Origin of the sequence: Burkholderia sp. Tr-862 (assembly GCF_011753085.1) — a bacterium.
GTDB classification, from domain to species: domain Bacteria; phylum Pseudomonadota; class Gammaproteobacteria; order Burkholderiales; family Burkholderiaceae; genus Burkholderia; species Burkholderia ambifaria.
This window is the reverse complement of sequence record NZ_VWWG01000022.1, coordinates 23,206-39,876: the sequence shown is the minus strand read 5'-3', so window position 1 is coordinate 39,876 and position 16,671 is coordinate 23,206. Positions and strand designations below refer to the sequence as shown.

At 65.3% G+C, this 16,671-nt stretch carries 16 protein-coding genes; 1 reads left to right on the top strand and 15 read right to left on the bottom strand.

The window, feature by feature from the left end; all coding sequences use genetic code 11:
- Positions 1-8: 8 nt before the first annotated feature.
- Positions 9-932, bottom strand: coding sequence for a histone deacetylase family protein (locus tag F3J14_RS09820; protein ID WP_166722811.1), 924 nt, complete (start codon positions 930-932; stop codon positions 9-11).
- A 43-nt stretch (positions 933-975) separates the two neighbouring features.
- Between F3J14_RS09820 and mltB the strand changes: the two genes are divergently transcribed.
- Entirely contained in the window at positions 976-2,325 is a 1,350-nt protein-coding gene (gene mltB / locus F3J14_RS09815) for a lytic murein transglycosylase B (RefSeq protein WP_166722810.1), read from the top strand.
- 75 nt (positions 2,326-2,400) lie between these two features.
- Here mltB and cysM read toward each other — a convergent pair whose 3' ends face one another.
- The 14 genes from cysM to serC all read right to left on the bottom strand — a co-directional run bounded on the left by cysM (position 2,401) and on the right by serC (position 16,665).
- Positions 2,401-3,303, bottom strand: a complete 903-nt coding sequence (cysM, locus tag F3J14_RS09810; protein WP_166722809.1) for a cysteine synthase CysM — start codon at positions 3,301-3,303, stop codon at positions 2,401-2,403.
- 185 nt (positions 3,304-3,488) lie between these two features.
- A complete protein-coding gene (locus tag F3J14_RS09805; protein WP_166722808.1) occupies positions 3,489-3,833 on the bottom strand; it encodes a helix-hairpin-helix domain-containing protein in 345 nt (114 codons plus the stop codon).
- 73 nt (positions 3,834-3,906) lie between these two features.
- Complete coding sequence (gene rfaD, locus F3J14_RS09800; protein ID WP_166722807.1) at positions 3,907-4,899, bottom strand: ADP-glyceromanno-heptose 6-epimerase; 993 nt, start codon at positions 4,897-4,899, stop codon at positions 3,907-3,909.
- Between the two features lie 55 nt (positions 4,900-4,954).
- The gene (gene rfaE1, locus F3J14_RS09795; RefSeq protein WP_166722806.1) at positions 4,955-5,905 is read right to left on the bottom strand and encodes a D-glycero-beta-D-manno-heptose-7-phosphate kinase; all 951 of its coding nucleotides are present in this window, start codon (positions 5,903-5,905) and stop codon (positions 4,955-4,957) included.
- 7 nt (positions 5,906-5,912) lie between these two features.
- Positions 5,913-7,313 (bottom strand): UDP-glucose/GDP-mannose dehydrogenase family protein, encoded by a 1,401-nt coding sequence (locus tag F3J14_RS09790; protein ID WP_166722805.1) that lies wholly within the window; start codon positions 7,311-7,313, stop codon positions 5,913-5,915.
- 90 nt (positions 7,314-7,403) lie between these two features.
- Positions 7,404-8,576 carry a lipopolysaccharide assembly protein LapB gene (gene lapB / locus F3J14_RS09785; protein WP_166722804.1) on the bottom strand — a complete coding sequence of 391 codons (1,173 nt, stop codon included), beginning with the start codon at positions 8,574-8,576 and terminating at the stop codon, positions 7,404-7,406.
- 53 nt (positions 8,577-8,629) lie between these two features.
- Positions 8,630-8,923 (bottom strand): LapA family protein, encoded by a 294-nt coding sequence (locus F3J14_RS09780; protein ID WP_006756794.1) that lies wholly within the window; start codon positions 8,921-8,923, stop codon positions 8,630-8,632.
- A 210-nt stretch (positions 8,924-9,133) separates the two neighbouring features.
- The gene (locus F3J14_RS09775; RefSeq protein WP_006750752.1) at positions 9,134-9,457 is read right to left on the bottom strand and encodes an integration host factor subunit beta; all 324 of its coding nucleotides are present in this window, start codon (positions 9,455-9,457) and stop codon (positions 9,134-9,136) included.
- Positions 9,458-9,479: 22 nt separating this feature from the next.
- On the bottom strand, positions 9,480-11,210 hold the full coding sequence (rpsA, locus tag F3J14_RS09770) for a 30S ribosomal protein S1 (RefSeq protein ID WP_324251283.1): 1,731 nt from the start codon (positions 11,208-11,210) through the stop codon (positions 9,480-9,482).
- A gap of 123 nt (positions 11,211-11,333) precedes the next feature.
- Complete coding sequence (cmk, locus tag F3J14_RS09765; protein WP_006756792.1) at positions 11,334-12,020, bottom strand: (d)CMP kinase; 687 nt, start codon at positions 12,018-12,020, stop codon at positions 11,334-11,336.
- Positions 12,021-12,033: 13 nt separating this feature from the next.
- Complete coding sequence (gene aroA, locus F3J14_RS09760; protein WP_166722802.1) at positions 12,034-13,338, bottom strand: 3-phosphoshikimate 1-carboxyvinyltransferase; 1,305 nt, start codon at positions 13,336-13,338, stop codon at positions 12,034-12,036.
- Between the two features lie 13 nt (positions 13,339-13,351).
- Positions 13,352-14,278: a prephenate dehydrogenase/arogenate dehydrogenase family protein gene (locus F3J14_RS09755; protein ID WP_166722801.1), complete on the bottom strand. Its 927-nt coding sequence runs from the start codon at positions 14,276-14,278 to the stop codon at positions 13,352-13,354.
- Positions 14,279-14,465: 187 nt separating this feature from the next.
- Positions 14,466-15,548, bottom strand: a complete 1,083-nt coding sequence (gene pheA, locus F3J14_RS09750) for a prephenate dehydratase (protein WP_166722800.1) — start codon at positions 15,546-15,548, stop codon at positions 14,466-14,468.
- A 34-nt stretch (positions 15,549-15,582) separates the two neighbouring features.
- Positions 15,583-16,665: a 3-phosphoserine/phosphohydroxythreonine transaminase gene (serC, locus tag F3J14_RS09745; RefSeq protein ID WP_166722799.1), complete on the bottom strand. Its 1,083-nt coding sequence runs from the start codon at positions 16,663-16,665 to the stop codon at positions 15,583-15,585.
- Between the last annotated feature and the right edge of the window lie 6 nt (positions 16,666-16,671).

Here is a 16,671-nt window from a genome sequence, read left to right as displayed (position 1 = left end):
GCTGCTGGTCAAATGCCGGCCAGCACGCGCAGGTGCGCGACGACGCTGCGGCCGAGCGCGGACAGGTTGTAGCCGCCCTCGAGACAGCTCACGATGCGGCCCTGCGCATGCCGGCGCGCGACGTCGACGACCTGCGCGGTCAGCCATTCGAAATCAGCCTCGACGAGACCGAGGTTGCCGATGTCGTCCTCGCGATGCGCATCGAAACCGGCCGACACGAACAGCATCTGCGGCTTGAACGCGTCGAGACGCGGCAGCCAGAACATGTCGACCGCTTCGCGGATCGCCATCCCCTTACTGCGTGCTGGCATCGGCAGGTTGACCATGTTCGGCGCTTGATGATCGGCGCCCGAGAACGGGTACAGCGGATGCTGGAAGAAGCTGCACATCAGCACGCGCTCGTCGTTCGCGAACGCGGCTTCGGTGCCGTTGCCGTGGTGCACGTCGAAATCGATGATCGCGACGCGCTCGATACCGTGGACGTCGAGCGCATGCCGCGCGGCGATCGCCACGTTGTTGAAGAAGCAGAAGCCCATCGCACGCGCGGGTTCCGCGTGATGGCCGGGCGGCCGAACGCTGCAGAACGCATTCGCGTAGCGGCCTTCGATCACCGCGTCGGTCGCCGCGATCGCGGCGCCGGCCGCGCGCAGTGCGGCACGCCACGTGTCGCGGTTCATCAGCGTGTCGGGATCGATCTCGACGTAGCCGTCGACGGGCGTCATGCTGCGGATGTAATCGATATGGGCCTGCGTATGCACGCGGCCCAGCGCCACCTCGCTCGCGAACGGGGCGGTTTCATGCACGATCAGGTCGTCGATGCGGCTCGCGATCAGTTGATCCTGGATCGCCGACAGTCGGGCCGGGCATTCCGGATGCCATTCCCCCATCTCGTGCAGCATGCAATCGGGGTGCGTATAGAAGGCGGTTGCCATAAGCTGTCATCCGCGACGCAAGGTGCGCCACGAGTCTCCATCAATGATGTTCATCGTCTGCCGCGAATTCGCCGCTAACTTACCACAACGGTGCGCTGCTTCGCCCCGGCACGCAGGATGCGTCGGGTATACTGCGCCGAAACCCATCGCCCTGTCCGCCCGCTTCGACATGAATTCCAGCAAGCCTGCCGCCCTTCTCTCCGCACTGTTGCGCGTTCGCGTTTCGCTCGTTGCCGCTGCCGTCGCCGCTACGCTGGCCGCCGCGCCCGCCGTCGCGCAGACGCAGCCTGCGAAGTCCTCCGGCACGCGCGTCGCGCAGGCGCAACCAGAGCAGCCGGCGCCGCAAGGCCAGACCTTCGAAGAGGAAATCGTTCCGCAGCGTTATGCGAACAACGCGAAGGTCGATGCGTTCATCGACGAGATGGTGAGCCGCAACGGCTTCGATTCCGCGAGCCTGCATGCGCTGTTCTCGCGCATCAGCTACTCGGCCACCGCCGTGAAGCTCGTGAAGCCGGCGCCGACGCCTTCGGTGAAGAACTGGAGCGTCTATCGTTCGCGCTTCATCGAACCGATCCGCATCAACGCGGGCGTGAAATTCTGGAAGGCGAACCAGGCGACGCTGCAGCGCGCGTCCCGGGAATTCGGCGTGCCGCCCGAAGTGATCGTCGGCATCATCGGTGTCGAAACGATCTACGGCCGCTACATGGGCAACTTCCGCGTGCTCGATACGCTGACCACGCTCACGTTCGACTATCCGGACACGCCGAATCGCGACAGCCGCCAGGCAACGTTCCGCAAGAACCTCGAGGACTTCCTGGTCTGGACCCGCGACAACCAGCTCGACCCGACCACCGTGCTCGGCTCGTACACGGGCGCGATCGGCATCCCGCAGTTCCTGCCGAGCAGCATCCGTGAATATGCGGTCGACTACGACGGCGGCGGCCACGTCGATCTGCGCAGCAGTCCTGCCGATGCGATCGGCAGCGTCGCGAACTACCTGAAACAGCATGGCTGGGAGACCGACCGCCCGGTGGTCTGGCGCATCACGCCCGACACGGGCAGCCTCGGCATCGCGCAGGCAGCCGCGGACGGTCAGCCCGAGCCGCACTGGGCGCTGTCGCAACTGCTGCGCGCCGGCATGACCCTCAACGAACCGATGGTCAACATCACGACCGAAGCCGGCACGCCGGTCACCGTGGTCGACCTGCCGTCGCCGGGACGCGCGACCGAATACATGCTCGGCCTGAAGAATTTCTACGTGCTGACGCGCTACAACCGGAGTTTCTTCTATGCGCTCACCGTGTACCAGCTCGGCGAAGCCGTGAAGGCTCAGATGGAAGCGAACGGCGCGCTGCCGCTGCCTGCCGCGGATACGGAAACGCCGGCGCAGTAAGCACGGCCACGCAAAGAAAAAACGCCGCTGATGCGGCGTTTTTTTATCGCTAGACCCTGCGGATGCCGATCAGGCTCAGGCAGGAAACACGCCGGTCGACAGATAGCGGTCGCCGCGGTCGCAGACGATGAACACGATCGTCGCGTTCTCGACCTGGCGGGCGATGCGCATCGCGACTTCGCATGCGCCGCCCGACGAGATGCCGGCAAAGATGCCTTCGACGGCCGCGAGCCGACGCGCCATCGTTTCCGACGCGGCCTGGCTCACGCTCTCGACCCGATCGACGCGGCTGCGATCGAAGATCGTCGGCATGTAGGCTTCCGGCCATTTGCGAATGCCTGGAATGCGCGACCCTTCTTCCGGCTGCGCGCCGACGATCTCGATCGCCGGATTCTGTTCCTTCAGATAGCGCGACGTGCCCATGATCGTGCCCGTCGTGCCCATCGCCGACACGAAGTGCGTGATGCGCCCTTCGGTATCGCGCCAGATCTCCGGGCCCGTTCCTTCGTAGTGCGAGACCGGATTGTCGGGGTTCCCGAACTGATCGAGGATCACGCCCTTGCCTTCGCGCTGCATCTGCTCCGCGAGGTCGCGCGCCAGTTCCATCCCGCCCTTTACCGGCGTCAGGATGATTTCGGCGCCGTAAGCGGCCATGCTCTGGCGACGCTCGACCGACAGGTCCTCCGGCATGACCAGCACCATCTTGTAGCCACGGATCGCCGCGGCCATCGCGAGCGCGATGCCCGTGTTGCCGCTCGTCGCCTCGATCAGCGTATCGCCCGGCTTGATGCGACCGCGCGCCTCGGCCTTGCTGATCATCGACAGCGCCGGGCGATCCTTCACGGAACCAGCCGGATTGTTGCCTTCCAGCTTGGCGAGCACCACGTTGTTGCGTGCGCGAATCTCGTCGTCCGGCAGGCGGACCAGTTGCACGAGCGGCGTGTTGCCGATCGTGTCTTCGATAGTTTTGTAAGCCATGGAGATACCGTGAGTGCGAGGCCGATCAATCAATTGATTGTAAACCAGCGCGGAGGCTCGCGCCGGCAACCCCTTTGCGACGATGGAATAGGTCTGCCGCACGCGGCATGACGCAAAAAACCCGCGGCATGCCGCGGGAAGCCGTCGCAACACGGCGACTGAAGGAGCCTTTCGTCTCGTATGCGTTACTTCTGCGCAGTGCGGGCAGGCGCCGCGGCAGGTCTCGCCGCAGCCGGCTTGCCCGCGGCCGATGCCGTCGCAACCGAACCGGCCGCGCCGATCGTCAACCCTTCCTGCTGAAGGCGCTCGACCGTATGGCCGCCCATGCCTTTCACGCGCGACGCGAGATCTTCTGCATTCCTGAACGGGCCGCGTGCGCCGCGCTCGTCGAGAATCGCCTTTGCCCGCGCGGGACCGATGCCCTTGATGCCGACGAGTGCATCTTCGTTCGCGGTGTTGACGTCGACGGCCGCCCATGCCGACGCGATCGCGCCGAGCATCGCGGCCGCGGCAAACCATTTTTTGATCATGTGCTGGATCTCCGATGAAAACGATCGGCGGCTGCCGACCGTGAGACCCAGTCTAGCGATGCGGCGCGTGCGTTTAAACCTGGCCGGACAGCCAACGCACGTAGCGGTCGACACCTTCCTGCACCGTCAGGAACGGCGCATCGTAACCGGCACCACGCAGCTTCGTCTGGTCGGCCTGCGTGAAGCACTGGTACTTGCCGCGCAGCGCGTCGGGGAACGCCACATATTCGATCAGCCCTTGCTCGACCTGCTGCGCGAGCGTCAGCGGCGGCAGGTTGTCGAGCGCGCGCAACGTGTTCACGACCGTCGATGCGACGTCGTTGAACGGTTGCGCACGGCCGGTGCCGAGGTTGAAGATGCCCGACTTCTCCGGATGATCGAAGAAGAACAGATTCACTTTCGCGACGTCCTCGACCGACACGAAGTCGCGCGTCTGCTCGCCCGGCGCATAACCGTTGTATTCGCCGAACAGCTTGACCTTGCCTTCCGCGCGGAACTGGTTGAAGTTGTGGAACGCGACCGATGCCATGCGGCCCTTGTGCGTCTCGCGCGGGCCGTACACGTTGAAGTAGCGGAACCCGGCGATCTGGCTCTTCGCGCTCGGCAGCACGCGGCGGATCACCTGGTCGAACAGGAACTTCGAATAGCCGTAGACGTTCAGCGGCGCCTCGACCTCGCGCTCCTCGACGAACCGCGTCGAGCCGCCGTAGGTCGCGGCCGACGACGCGTACAGGAACTGCGCGCCCTGCGCGAGGCACGCATCGAGCACCGCGCGGCTGTAGCGGAAGTTGTTGTCCATCATGTAGCGGCCGTCGGTTTCCATCGTGTCCGAACAGGCGCCTTCGTGGAACACCGCGCGTACCTTGCCGAAATCGCCGCGCGTGAAGCGCTCGACGAATTCCGTCTTGTCGAGATAGTCGTCGATCTCGCAATCGACGAGGTTGCGGAACTTGTCCGCGCGCGTCAGATTGTCGACTGCGATGATGCGCGACTCGCCGCGCTCGTTGAGCGCCTTGACGATGTTCGCGCCGATAAAACCGGCTGCGCCGGTGACGATGATGGTCATGATCGTTCTGCCTGAAAAATTACGAGACATCCGTGCGGCGCGCCGCCGAATGCGCTCAGTGAAACAGTTCGTCGTAGTCTACCGTGGCCGTACCGAGCTTGCCGACGACGATGCCTGCCGCACGGTTCGCGAGCACGACGGCATCGACGAGCGGCACGCCAGCACCGAGCATCGTCGCGACCGTCGCGATCACGGTATCGCCCGCGCCGGACACGTCATACACCTCGCGCGCGAGCGCCGGGGCATGCAGTTCGCCCGCTGCGGAAAAAAGCGTCATCCCCTCTTCCGAACGCGTGAGCAGTAGCGCGTCGAGATCGAGATCCGCACGCAGCCTGGCGACACGCTCGCGCAAGTCGTCTTCCGATTGCCACTGACCGACGACTTCGCGCAACTCGGCGCGGTTCGGCGTGATCAGCGATGCGCCGCGATAGCGCGCCCAGTCGCCGCCCTTCGGATCGACGAGCACCGGCTTGCCGGCCGCGCGGGCCTTTTCGATCATCGTCGTCACGTGCGTCAGGCCGCCTTTCGCGTAATCCGACATCAGCACGACGTCATGCTGCGGCAGCAGTGCATCGAAACGCGCGAGCCCGGCGAGCAATACCTCGTGCGTGGGCACCGCCTCGAAGTCGACCCGCAATAATTGCTGCTGACGCGCGAGCACGCGCAGCTTGATCGTCGTCGGCAGCGACGCATCGCGCTCGAGATGAGGCGTCACGCCGCTGCTGTCGAGCAACTCGACAATCCGCTCGCCCGGTTCGTCGCAGCCGACCACGCACAGCAACCCGGCCTGACCGCCAAGCGTCACGGCGTTGCGCGCGACGTTGGCCGCGCCGCCGAGGCGCTCCTCCTGACGCTGCACATGCACGACGGGAACCGGCGCTTCCGGCGAAATGCGGTCGACGTTGCCGAACCAGTAGCGGTCGAGCATCACGTCCCCGACGACGAGCACGCGCGAACCCGCGAGCTGCGCACGCGGTACCGGCACCACTTCTCGAAGGGTAGTCATCGTGCGTTCATCCACGGGAGAGGGACTGGGGAGCGACATGCGGACGCCCGATCGCATGGTAGTCGATGCCAAGTTCGGCCATCGCGTCCGGCTCGTACAGGTTGCGCCCGTCGAAGATCACCGGCGCCTTCAGTTCGGCCTTCAGGCGCGTGAAATCCGGGCTCCTGAATTCCTTCCACTCGGTGACGATCACGAGCGCATCCGCGGCGGTCACGGCTGCGTCCTGGGTATCGACGAAATGGAGGCGCGCAAGCGCGTCGGAAGCCTCGCCAAGATCGAGCGCGAACACACGGCGCGCTTCTTCGATCGCGACCGGATCGTACGCCCGCACGGTCGCGCCGCGCTCGAGCAGCGCGGCGATCAGCCGGCGGCTCGGCGCCTCGCGCATGTCGTCCGTATTCGGCTTGAACGCGAGGCCCCAGACCGCGAATTCGCGACCGGTCAGGTCCGCGCCGAAGCGCTGTTCGATCTTGCCGATCAGCACATCCTTCTGCGCGGAGTTGGCGGCCTCGACGGCCTCCAGGATGCGCAGCGGCTGGCCGTTTTCGCCCGCGGTGCGGATCAGTGCCTGCACGTCCTTCGGGAAGCACGAGCCGCCGTAACCGACGCCCGCGTACAGGAAGTGATAGCCGATGCGCGGATCGGAGCCGATCCCACGGCGCACGGCTTCGATGTCGGCGCCGACCTTGTCGGCGAGATTCGACATCTCGTTCATGAACGAGATGCGCGTCGCGAGCATCGCATTCGCCGCATACTTGGCGAATTCCGCCGAACGCACGTCCATGTAGATCGTGCGCTCGTGGTTGCGGTTGAACGGCGCATACAGCTTCTTCATCTTCTCGCGCGCCACCGTGCCCGTCTCGTCGTCGTCGACGCCGATGATGATTCGGTCCGGGCGCATGAAGTCCTCGACTGCCGCGCCTTCCTTCAGGAATTCCGGATTCGATACGACCGAGAACTGGTGCGCGACGCTGCCCGCGAGCCCGCGAGCGCCGAGCGCCTCGTCGACCACGGCATGCACGCGCTGCGCGGTGCCGACCGGCACCGTCGACTTGTCGACGATCACCTTGAAACTCGTCATGTGACGGCCGATGTTGCGCGCGGCCTCGAGCACGTATTGCAGGTCGGCCGACCCGTCCTCGTCAGGCGGCGTGCCGACCGCGATGAACTGGATCTCGCCGTGCGCGACGCTCGCCGCGATGTCGGTCGAGAAACGCAGACGTCCTGCCGCGCGGTTGCGCGCAATGATGTCCAGCAAGCCCGGTTCGTGAATCGGCATCCCGCCGTTGTTCAGGATGTCGATCTTGCGCTGATCGACATCCAGGCAAAAGACGTCGTGGCCGATCTCGGCGAGACAGGAGCCCGTGACAAGACCGACATAGCCGGTGCCGATGATGGTGATTTTCATAGATGTTCCGGTACGTCCCGGTAATTGACTAACTTGGCCGCCGGGCCGGACCCGGCGGCAACCGCAGCGCGTCGGCGCCGCACGCCGGGATCAGCCCGGCATCGCAGGTTCGACGCGGCGCGGTGCATAGGTTTCCCAGCCGCTGCATCCGGGACACTGCCAGTAGAAGAGCCGTGCCCGGAAACCGCAATTCTGGCACGTATAGCGTGGCAGATTTTTGGTGCGCTGCTTGATCAGCGCGCGCATCATTTCAAGTTCCTTACGGCGCGGCTCGTCGGCGGCCGCGATTTGCGCGTCCAGCAGGTGCAGCATGCCGGACAGGTTCGGCGACTTCTCCATCTGCGTGCGTGCGAGCGTATGCGCGGCCTCCTGGCCGCGCAACCCGGCGATGTGCTGATACGCGATTTCGAGCAGGTCGTTCGACGGATAACGCTCGACATAGCCCATCAGCAGCTCGGCACCCTCGACCGGTTTGCCGAGCGCGACATAGGCCTTCATCAGCTTGTCGGCGACGAGCGGCAGATAAGCCGGATTCTGCGCTTCGACGCGCTTCCAGTGCTCGATCGCGGCAGCGTGATCGGCCGCCGCCGAAGCTGCATCGCCGGACAGTATCGTCGCGCGCACGTTCTGCGGGTTCGCGGCAAGCGCGAGCTTCAGCTGTTCGGCCGCTGCCGCGGCGTTCTTGCGTTGCAGTGCGTCCTGCGCGAGTTCGCAATGGAACTGCGCGATTTCGATACCGAGCGGCTTGTCGCTCATCGACTCGATCCGCTTCGCGGTATCGATCGACTTGTTCCAGTCCTTCTCGATCTCGTAGATCGTCAGCAGCGCCCGCTGTGCACCCAGCGCGTAGTCGCCGTCGGCGAGCCGGTGGAAGGCCTCTTCGGCACGATCGAGCAGGCCGGCTTTCAGAAAATCCTGGCCGAGTTCATACAGCGCGTGGTCGCGCTCGTTCACCGGCAGGTCCGTGCGACTCAGCAGATTCTGGTGCACGCGGATCGCACGGTCCGTTTCACCGCGGCGGCGAAACAGGTTGCCGAGCGCGAAGTGCAGTTCGACCGTCTCGGGGTCGAGCTTCGCGACCTCGATGAACGCGTCGATCGCCTTGTCCGGTTGTTCGTTCAACAGAAAGTTCAGGCCGCGGAAATACGATCGCGGCAGGTTGGCGCTCTCCGACAGGAGGTTCTTCAGGTCATAGCGTGACGCCGCCCAGCCGAGCGCGAACGCCACCGGAATTGCGAGCAACCACCAGAAATCCAGATCCATGCGAAATATCGAAGCAGAGACGAAAACCGCGCGAGATTCGCGCGGCGTCCGTATTAAATGACGGGCGGCATCGGCGGCTGATCGACGACGACCGGGGTTTCGCGCGCAGCGCGCAGGTCGCGCTTCAGGCGTCCGTTCTCGAGGCGCAGACGGAAGATCGCCGGCAGCGCGGACAGCAGGCCGGCCAGCAGACCCACGACGAAGAACGCGAGGCCGATCAGGATCAGCGGCGCTTGCCATGCATAGCCGGCAAGGAAATTCAGCGTCGCGGTTTGCGTATTGGCCAGTGCGAGCACCAGCAGCAGCACGAACACCAATACCCGGATCAGCCAGACGATAAACTTCATGTAGCCCTCTCTTTGTTGAGGTTTGCCGTGACGCGCGACTCCCCTTCGCGACGCCGAATCGACCCGTATTGTAAAGGAAGCGTTTCCGCGTCACCGCACATCCTGTGGATGCGCGTTGCCACGCGGCCGCCGAAAACGAAAAAAGCGCCCGCAAGGGGCGCTTTTTTCTTCAGCCTTCGCCGGACAGATTCCGGGCAAACCGAACGACGCTCAACGCTCGTCGTCCGGATCATCAGCTTTCAGCGGCTCGCCGGCGCGGCCGTCGACGCGTTCGCGCAATTCCTTGCCGGGCTTGAAGTGAGGCACGAACTTCTCGGGCACCTGCACTTTCTCCCCCGACTTCGGGTTGCGTCCGACGCGCGCCGGGCGACGGTTGAGGCCGAAGCTGCCGAAACCCCGAATTTCGATGCGATGCCCTTTCGACAGGGCGTCGGACATCGCATCGAGCATCGTTTTCACCGCGAAATCCGCATCCTTGAGGACAAGTTGCGGAAATCGCAGTGCCAGCTGCGCGACCAACTCGGATTTGGTCATACTTCAGCAGACCTCGTGAGGCTTACTGGTTCTGGCCGTCGAGCTTCGCCTTCAGCAGCGCGCCGAGGTTGGTCGTACCGGTCGCGGCAGCGCTCGAGTCGGACTGCAGGCCGCGGATCGCTTCCTGTTGTTCAGCCGAATCCTTCGCCTTGATCGACAGGTTGATGCCACGCGACTTGCGATCGATGTTGATCACCATCGCGTTGACCTTGTCGCCTTCCTTCAGCACGTTGCGTGCGTCTTCGACGCGATCCTGCGCAATTTCCGATGCGCGCAGGTAGCCTTCGATGTCGCCCGTCAGCGAGATGACCGCGCCCTTCGCATCGACCGTCTTCACCACGCCGTCGACGATCGAGCCCTTGTCGTTCATTGCAACGTAGTTGCTGAACGGGTCGCCTTCGAGCTGCTTGATGCCGAGCGAAATACGCTCCTTCTCGACGTCGATACCGAGCACGATTGCTTCGACTTCGTCGCCCTTCTTGTACTTGCGAACGGCTTCCTCGCCGGTTTCGCTCCACGACAGGTCCGACAGGTGGACCAGGCCGTCGATGCCGCCCGGCAGACCGATGAACACGCCGAAGTCGGTGATCGACTTGATTGCGCCCGTGATCTTGTCGCCCTTCTTGAAGTTGCGGCTGAAGTCATCCCACGGATTCGGCTTGCACTGCTTCATGCCGAGGCTGATACGACGACGATCTTCGTCGATCTCGAGGACCATGACTTCGACTTCGTCGCCCAGCTGGACAACCTTCGACGGCGCAACGTTCTTGTTGGTCCAGTCCATTTCCGACACGTGGACGAGGCCTTCGATGCCCGATTCCACTTCGACGAATGCGCCGTAGTCGGTGATGTTCGTGACCTTGCCGAACAGGCGCGTGCCCGACGGGTAACGGCGCGAGATGCCTTCCCACGGATCGTCGCCCAGTTGCTTGATGCCCAGCGAGACGCGGTTCTTCTCTTGGTCGAACTTGAGGATCTTCGCGGTGACTTCCTGGCCAACCGACAGGACTTCGCTCGGGTGACGCACACGACGCCATGCGATGTCGGTGATGTGCAGCAGGCCGTCGATGCCGCCGAGGTCGACGAACGCGCCGTAGTCGGTGATGTTCTTGACCACGCCGTTGACGATCGCGCCTTCCTTCAGCGTCTCGAGCAGCTTCGCGCGCTCTTCGCCTTGGGTTGCTTCGATCACTGCACGACGCGACAGCACGACGTTGTTACGCTTGCGATCGAGCTTGATCACGCGGAACTCGAGCGTCTTGCCTTCGTACGGGGTCGTGTCCTTGACCGGACGCGTGTCGACCAGCGAACCCGGCAGGAACGCGCGGATGCCGTTGACCATCACGGTCATGCCGCCCTTCACCTTGCCGGTGATCGTGCCGGTGACGAGTTCGTTGTTGTCGAGGGCCTTTTCCAGCGACAGCCACGATGCAAGGCGCTTCGCCTTGTCGCGCGACAGGATCGTGTCGCCGTAGCCGTTTTCGAGTGCGTCGATCGCGACGGACACGAAATCGCCCGACTGCACCTCAACCTCGCCCTGATCGTTCAGGAATTCCTCGATCGGAATGTAAGCCTCGGACTTCAGGCCTGCATTGACGACCACGAAGTTGTGGTCGACGCGCACGACTTCGGCGGAAATCACTTCGCCGGCGCGCATGTCTTGGCGGGTCAGCGACTCTTCGAACAGAGCCGCAAAGGATTCGGTATTCGGGGTGGAGGTTTGCAGGTCGGACATAAAAATCTGATTGTGCATGGATCGCTGTGCCACGCCGGCCGAAATGGCAGGCTGAAAGGGCCAGATCGAATTCCACACGGGGTTAAGGGTTCGAAACACGCTTCGCGCTCAAGCGCGAAGCACCTACAACCACCCGCCTTCTCAGGCGGGCTGGCCGAGCGCCCGGTACCACTGCAGCACCTGGTCGACAGCTTCATCGACCGAAAGCGCCGACGTATCGAGCAGCTCGGCATCTGCCGCAGGCTTCAGTGGCGCCGCTGCGCGATTGCTGTCGCGCGCGTCACGTTCACGAAGATCCCGGAGCAAGTCATCTATATTAGCAGAAAAACCTTTTTGCATCAATTGCTTATGCCGTCTGGTCGCGCGCGCCTCGGCGCTGGCCGTCAGGAACACCTTCAGCACGGCGTCCGGGAAGATCACGGTGCCCATGTCGCGCCCGTCGGCGACGAGGCCCGGCGTCTTGCGAAACGCGCGCTGGCGCGCGACGAGCGCGGAACGCACCGGCCCGTGCACGGCAATCGCCGACGCGCGGTTGCCGACCGCTTCGGCGCGGATGTCGTTCGACACGTCGACGCCGTCGAGCTGCGCGCAGCCCTCGCGGAACGTGATGTGAAGATCGTCGATCAGCTTCACGAGCGCATCGATGTCCTCCGCCGCGATGCCGTAGCGCACGCTCGCGAGCGCCGCGAGACGGTACAGCGCGCCGCTGTCGAGCAGGTGGAAGCCAAGATGCGCGGCGACGAGCGCCGCGACGGTCCCCTTGCCGGAAGCAGTCGGGCCGTCGATCGTGATGACGGGGGTCGGGTGAAAGGGTCGGGTCGATTTCATCGGGTGAGTCGGGTCAGGCTTTGGCGAGCGCGGCGAAGCGGTCGAAATAGTCGGGGAACGTCTTGCCGACGCACTTCGGATCGTTGATCCGCACGGGCACGCCGCCCAGGCTGACGAGCGAGAAGCACATCGCCATGCGGTGATCGTCATACGTATCGATCGCGGCATTCGGCGTGAGCCGTTGCGGCGGCGTGACGACCAGATAGTCGGCACCTTCCTCGACGATCGCGCCGACCTTGCGCAGCTCGGTCGCCATCGCCGCGATGCGGTCGGTTTCCTTCACGCGCCAGCTCGCGATATTGCGCAGCGTGCTCGTGCCGCTCGCGAACAGCGCCGCGACCGCGATGGTCATCGCCGCATCGGGAATCAGGTTGAAGTCCATGTCGATCGGATCGAGCTTGCCGTGGTCGTGACCGATGCCGCGCACCTCGATCCAGTCGTCGCCCATCGAGACGTTCGCCCCCATCTGCATCAGCGCATTCGCGAAGCCGACGTCGCCCTGGATGCTCGCGCGCCCCACGCCCTCGACGCGCAGCGGACCGCCGCCGAGCGCGCCGGCCGCGAGGAAGTACGATGCCGACGACGCATCGCCCTCGACCATGATGCGCCCCGGCGACCGGTAGCGGACGCCGGCCGGCACGACGAAGCGCTGCCAGCCGTCGCGCTCGACGGTCACGCCGAAGCGCTCCATCAGCCGGATCGTGATGTCGATGTACGGCTTCGAGATCAGCTCACCGTCGATTTCGACGACGGTCCTGCCATCCTTCGCCTTCACGAGCGGCAGCGTCATCAGCAGCGCGGTGAGGAACTGGCTCGACACGTCGCCGCGCACGCGGATCGGCGCGTCGACCGCGATCACCGCGGGCTTGATCCGCAGCGGCGGAAAGCCTTCGTTCTGCTCGTAGTCGATCTGCGCGCCGATCTGGCGCAGGCCGTCGACGAGGTCGCCGATCGGCCGCTCGTGCATGCGCGGCACGCCGTGCACGCGATAGTCGCCGCCGTTGATCGCGAGCGCCGCCGTCAACGGTCGCACCGCCGTGCCCGCATTGCCGAGGAACAGGTCGGCAGTCTTCGCGGTGAACGCGCCGCGCGTGCCGGTGACGACACAGGTGTCGCCGTCGCGCGCGAGCTTCACGCCGAGCTTGCCGAGCGCATCGAGCATCACGCGCGTGTCGTCGGAATCCAGCAGGTTGGTGATCGTCGTGTCGCCTTCGGCAAGCGCCGCGAGCAGCAGCACGCGGTTCGAGATGCTCTTCGAGCCGGGCAGGCGCACGGTGCCCGAAGCGCTGGAATACGGGCCGAGATCGAGATAGTCCATGGGAATCGTCCTGTTATTTCTTGACCGGTTCGGCAGCGGGCTGCGCGCCGCGCTCCTGCCATGCCTTGCGTGCGGCGCGCGAGCGCGTGAACACGGCTTCGAGCGCCGCGCCGTCGCCGGCGTCGATCGCAGCGCGCAGCCGTGCGAGCACGCGCGTGTAGCCGTCGAGCTCGTCGAGCAGCGCCGCGCGATTCGCGACGCACACGTCGCGCCACATTTCGGGACTCGACGCCGCGATCCGCGTGAAGTCGCGAAAGCCGCCCGCCGCGTACGAGAATTTCAGTTCGGCATCCGCCTCGCCGAGAATCTGCTCGACGAGCGCGAACGACAGCACGTGCGGCAGATGACTGATCGATGCGAACACGCGATCGTGCTGCTCGGTACTCATCGTGCGCACGTCGGCGCCGGCCGCCCGCCACATCGCGTCGATCCGCGCGACCGACGCGGGCGCGTTCTCCGGCAGCGGGCACAGCACGACGTTGCGGCCGACGTACAGATCCGGCAGCGCGGCTTCGACGCCGCTCGACTCGCGCCCGGCGATCGGATGCCCCGGCACGAACTGCGCGATCCGCGCACCGAGCGCTTCGCGCGCGGCCGCGACGACATCGGACTTGGTGCTGCCCGCGTCGGTGACGATCGTCGCGGCGTCGAGCCACGGCGCGATGCGCGCGAGCAGCGGGCCCGTTTGCGCGACGGGGGCGGCCAGCAGCACGAGATCGGCGCCGGCCAGTGCGTCGCGCAGTTGCGCGTCGTCGTCGAGCGCCGCCGCGCGATCGATCACGCCGAGTGCCAGCGCGCGTTCGACCGACGCACGCGAACGGCCGACGCCGATGACTTCACCCGCGCCGCCCGGCGCGCGCTCGCGCAGTGCGCGCGCCAGCGATCCGCCGATCAGGCCGACGCCGAAAATGACCAGTTTGTTGAATGCAAAGCCTGACACGACAAGAGCCAAGTGACGCGCGCGGAACGACGCCCCGCGCACGGAAGTCCAGATCCCGGGCAACGGGCCCGCACCCGGCGCGCCCTGCACCGGATACTGCCCGAGCCCGCCTTCGGCAGCGCCACCCGGCCTGCCCTGCCCGCTGCACCACGCCGCCCGCGCGGTGCGGGTGACGGGCCGCTGCGCGTCAGCGCGCGCGCGGATACGAACCGAGTATCTTCAGGAACGCGGCCTTCTGGCCGAGCTCCGCGAGCGCGGCGGCCACGGCCGCCTCGTCCCGGTGCCCTTCGATGTCGATGTAGAAGTAATACTCCCACGTGCCGACGCGCGCCGGACGCGACTCGAAGCGCGTCATCGACACGCCGTGCCGCGCGAGCGGTTCGAGCAGCTTGAACACGGCGCCCGGCTCGTTCTTCACCGACACGATCAGCGACGTCTGGTCATGACCGCTCTGCCCGGCCGGCTCCTTGCCGATGATCACGAAGCGCGTGCGATTGTGCGGATCGTCCTGGATCAGCGAGAACGCGATCTGCAGCCCGTAGTGCGCGGCCGCGCGATCGCCCGCGATTGCCGCGACGCTCGGGTCGGCCGCCGCGAGACGCGCGGCCTCCGCGTTGCTCGACACCGCTTGCCGCTCGAGCTGCGGCGCGTTCGCGGCAAGCCACTGCTGGCATTGCGCGAGCGCCTGCGCATGTGCGCAGACGCGCGTCACGCCGTCGAGCGTGCCGCTCTGCGTGAGCAGGTTGTGATGGATCGGCAGCGCGAGCTCGCCGCTGATCAGCAACTGAGTTTGCAGCAGCAGGTCGAGCGTGCGCGACACCGCGCCTTCGGTCGAATTCTCGACGGGCGCGATGCCGAATGCGGACGCGCCTGCCTCGACCGAGCGGAACACCTCGTCGATCGACGGACACGGCAGCCCTTCGATCGACTGGCCGAAATACTCGAACATCGCCTGTTCGCTGTACGTGCCGACCGGCCCGAGGAATGCGACGTGGATCGTCTGCTCGAGCGCACGGCTCGCGGCCATGATCTCGCGCCAGATGGCGCTGATGTGCTCGCCCGCGAGCGGCCCCGCGCTCATGTCCTGCAGGCGCGCGATCACCTGCAGCTCGCGCTCCGGCCGAAACACCGGCGCGTTGAATTGCTTCTTGACCTCACCTACCTCGAGCGCCACCGCGGCGCGCTGGTTGAGGAGCGCGATCAGCTGCGCGTCGATCGCATCGATGCGGTCGCGCAGCGGTTTCAGGCGGGAATTCAGTTCGTCGTCCATGCGTAGTTGCCGTGCTGTTTGAACAGCGTCGCGCTCAGGCGCCGCGCTGTTCGAAGTCCTTCATGTACTCGACGAGCGCCTTCACGCCCTCGAGCGGCACCGCGTTGTAGATCGACGCCCGCATGCCGCCGACGGACTTGTGGCCCTTCAGCTGCAGCAGCCCGCGCGCCTTTGCGCCGGCAAGGAAGTCTTCATTGCGCGTTTCATCGGCCAGAAAAAAGGGCACGTTCATTCGCGAACGCGCCGCCGGCTCGACCTTGTTCAGGTAGAAGCCGCTCGCATCGATCGTGTCGTAGAGCAGCTTCGCCTTCTCGGTATTGCGGGCCTCGATCGCCTCGAGGCCACCCTGCCGCTTCAGCCACTGGAACACGAGGCCCGCGATGTAGATCGCATAGGTGGGCGGTGTGTTGTACAGCGAGTTGTTCGTGGCGACGGTCTTCCATTCGAATGCGGACGGGCAGATCGACAGTGCGCGATCGAGCAGATCCTCGCGAACGATCACGACCGTCACGCCGGCCATCCCGATGTTCTTCTGCGCGCCGCCGAACAGCACGCCGTACTTCGCGACGTCCATCGGGCGCGACAGGATGTGCGACGACACATCCGCGACGAGGGGGACGTCGCCGAGGTCGGGAATCTCGAACGTCTCGACGCCGTCGATCGTCTCGTTCGTGCACAGATGCACGTACGCCGGATCGTCCGACAGTTGCCACTCGGCGCGGGAAGGCGCGCGCGTGAAACCGTCCGCCGTCTTGCCGGATGCGGCCAGATGCGGCGTGCCGTATTTCTTCGCTTCGTTGAACGACTTCTGCGACCACGAGCCCGTCACGACGAAGTCGGCGGTCTTGCGCGAACCGAGCAGGTTCATCGGCACGATCGCGTTCTCGGCAATGCCGCCGCCCTGCAGGAACAGGATCCGGTGGCTGGCCGGCACATCGAGCAGCTCGCGCAGGTCGGCCAGCGCCGCCTCGTGGATCGACATGAATTCCTTGCCGCGATGGCTCATCTCCATCACGCTCATGCCGCTGCCGTGCCAGTCGAGCATTTCGTCGGCGGCCTGCCGCAGCACTTCCTCGGGCAGCGCCGCAGGACCGGCGGAGAAATTAAAGACGCGCATCGTGAA

What these genes read in the sequence shown, in the direction of transcription:
- F3J14_RS09820 (WP_166722811.1), bottom strand. Translation starts at nt 932, where the DNA reads ATGGCAACCGCCTTCTATACGCACCCCGATTGCATGCTGCACGAGATG.
- mltB (WP_166722810.1), top strand. Translation starts at nt 976, where the DNA reads ATGATGTTCATCGTCTGCCGCGAATTCGCCGCTAACTTACCACAACGG.
- cysM (WP_166722809.1), bottom strand. Translation starts at nt 3,303, where the DNA reads ATGGCTTACAAAACTATCGAAGACACGATCGGCAACACGCCGCTCGTG.
- F3J14_RS09805 (WP_166722808.1), bottom strand. Translation starts at nt 3,833, where the DNA reads ATGATCAAAAAATGGTTTGCCGCGGCCGCGATGCTCGGCGCGATCGCG.
- rfaD (WP_166722807.1), bottom strand. Translation starts at nt 4,899, where the DNA reads ATGACCATCATCGTCACCGGCGCAGCCGGTTTTATCGGCGCGAACATC.
- rfaE1 (WP_166722806.1), bottom strand. Translation starts at nt 5,905, where the DNA reads ATGACTACCCTTCGAGAAGTGGTGCCGGTACCGCGTGCGCAGCTCGCG.
- F3J14_RS09790 (WP_166722805.1), bottom strand. Translation starts at nt 7,313, where the DNA reads ATGAAAATCACCATCATCGGCACCGGCTATGTCGGTCTTGTCACGGGC.
- lapB (WP_166722804.1), bottom strand. Translation starts at nt 8,576, where the DNA reads ATGGATCTGGATTTCTGGTGGTTGCTCGCAATTCCGGTGGCGTTCGCG.
- F3J14_RS09780 (WP_006756794.1), bottom strand. Translation starts at nt 8,923, where the DNA reads ATGAAGTTTATCGTCTGGCTGATCCGGGTATTGGTGTTCGTGCTGCTG.
- F3J14_RS09775 (WP_006750752.1), bottom strand. Translation starts at nt 9,457, where the DNA reads ATGACCAAATCCGAGTTGGTCGCGCAGCTGGCACTGCGATTTCCGCAA.
- rpsA (WP_324251283.1), bottom strand. Translation starts at nt 11,210, where the DNA reads ATGCACAATCAGATTTTTATGTCCGACCTGCAAACCTCCACCCCGAAT.
- cmk (WP_006756792.1), bottom strand. Translation starts at nt 12,020, where the DNA reads ATGAAATCGACCCGACCCTTTCACCCGACCCCCGTCATCACGATCGAC.
- aroA (WP_166722802.1), bottom strand. Translation starts at nt 13,338, where the DNA reads ATGGACTATCTCGATCTCGGCCCGTATTCCAGCGCTTCGGGCACCGTG.
- pheA (WP_166722800.1), bottom strand. Translation starts at nt 15,548, where the DNA reads ATGGACGACGAACTGAATTCCCGCCTGAAACCGCTGCGCGACCGCATC.
- serC (WP_166722799.1), bottom strand. Translation starts at nt 16,665, where the DNA reads ATGCGCGTCTTTAATTTCTCCGCCGGTCCTGCGGCGCTGCCCGAGGAA.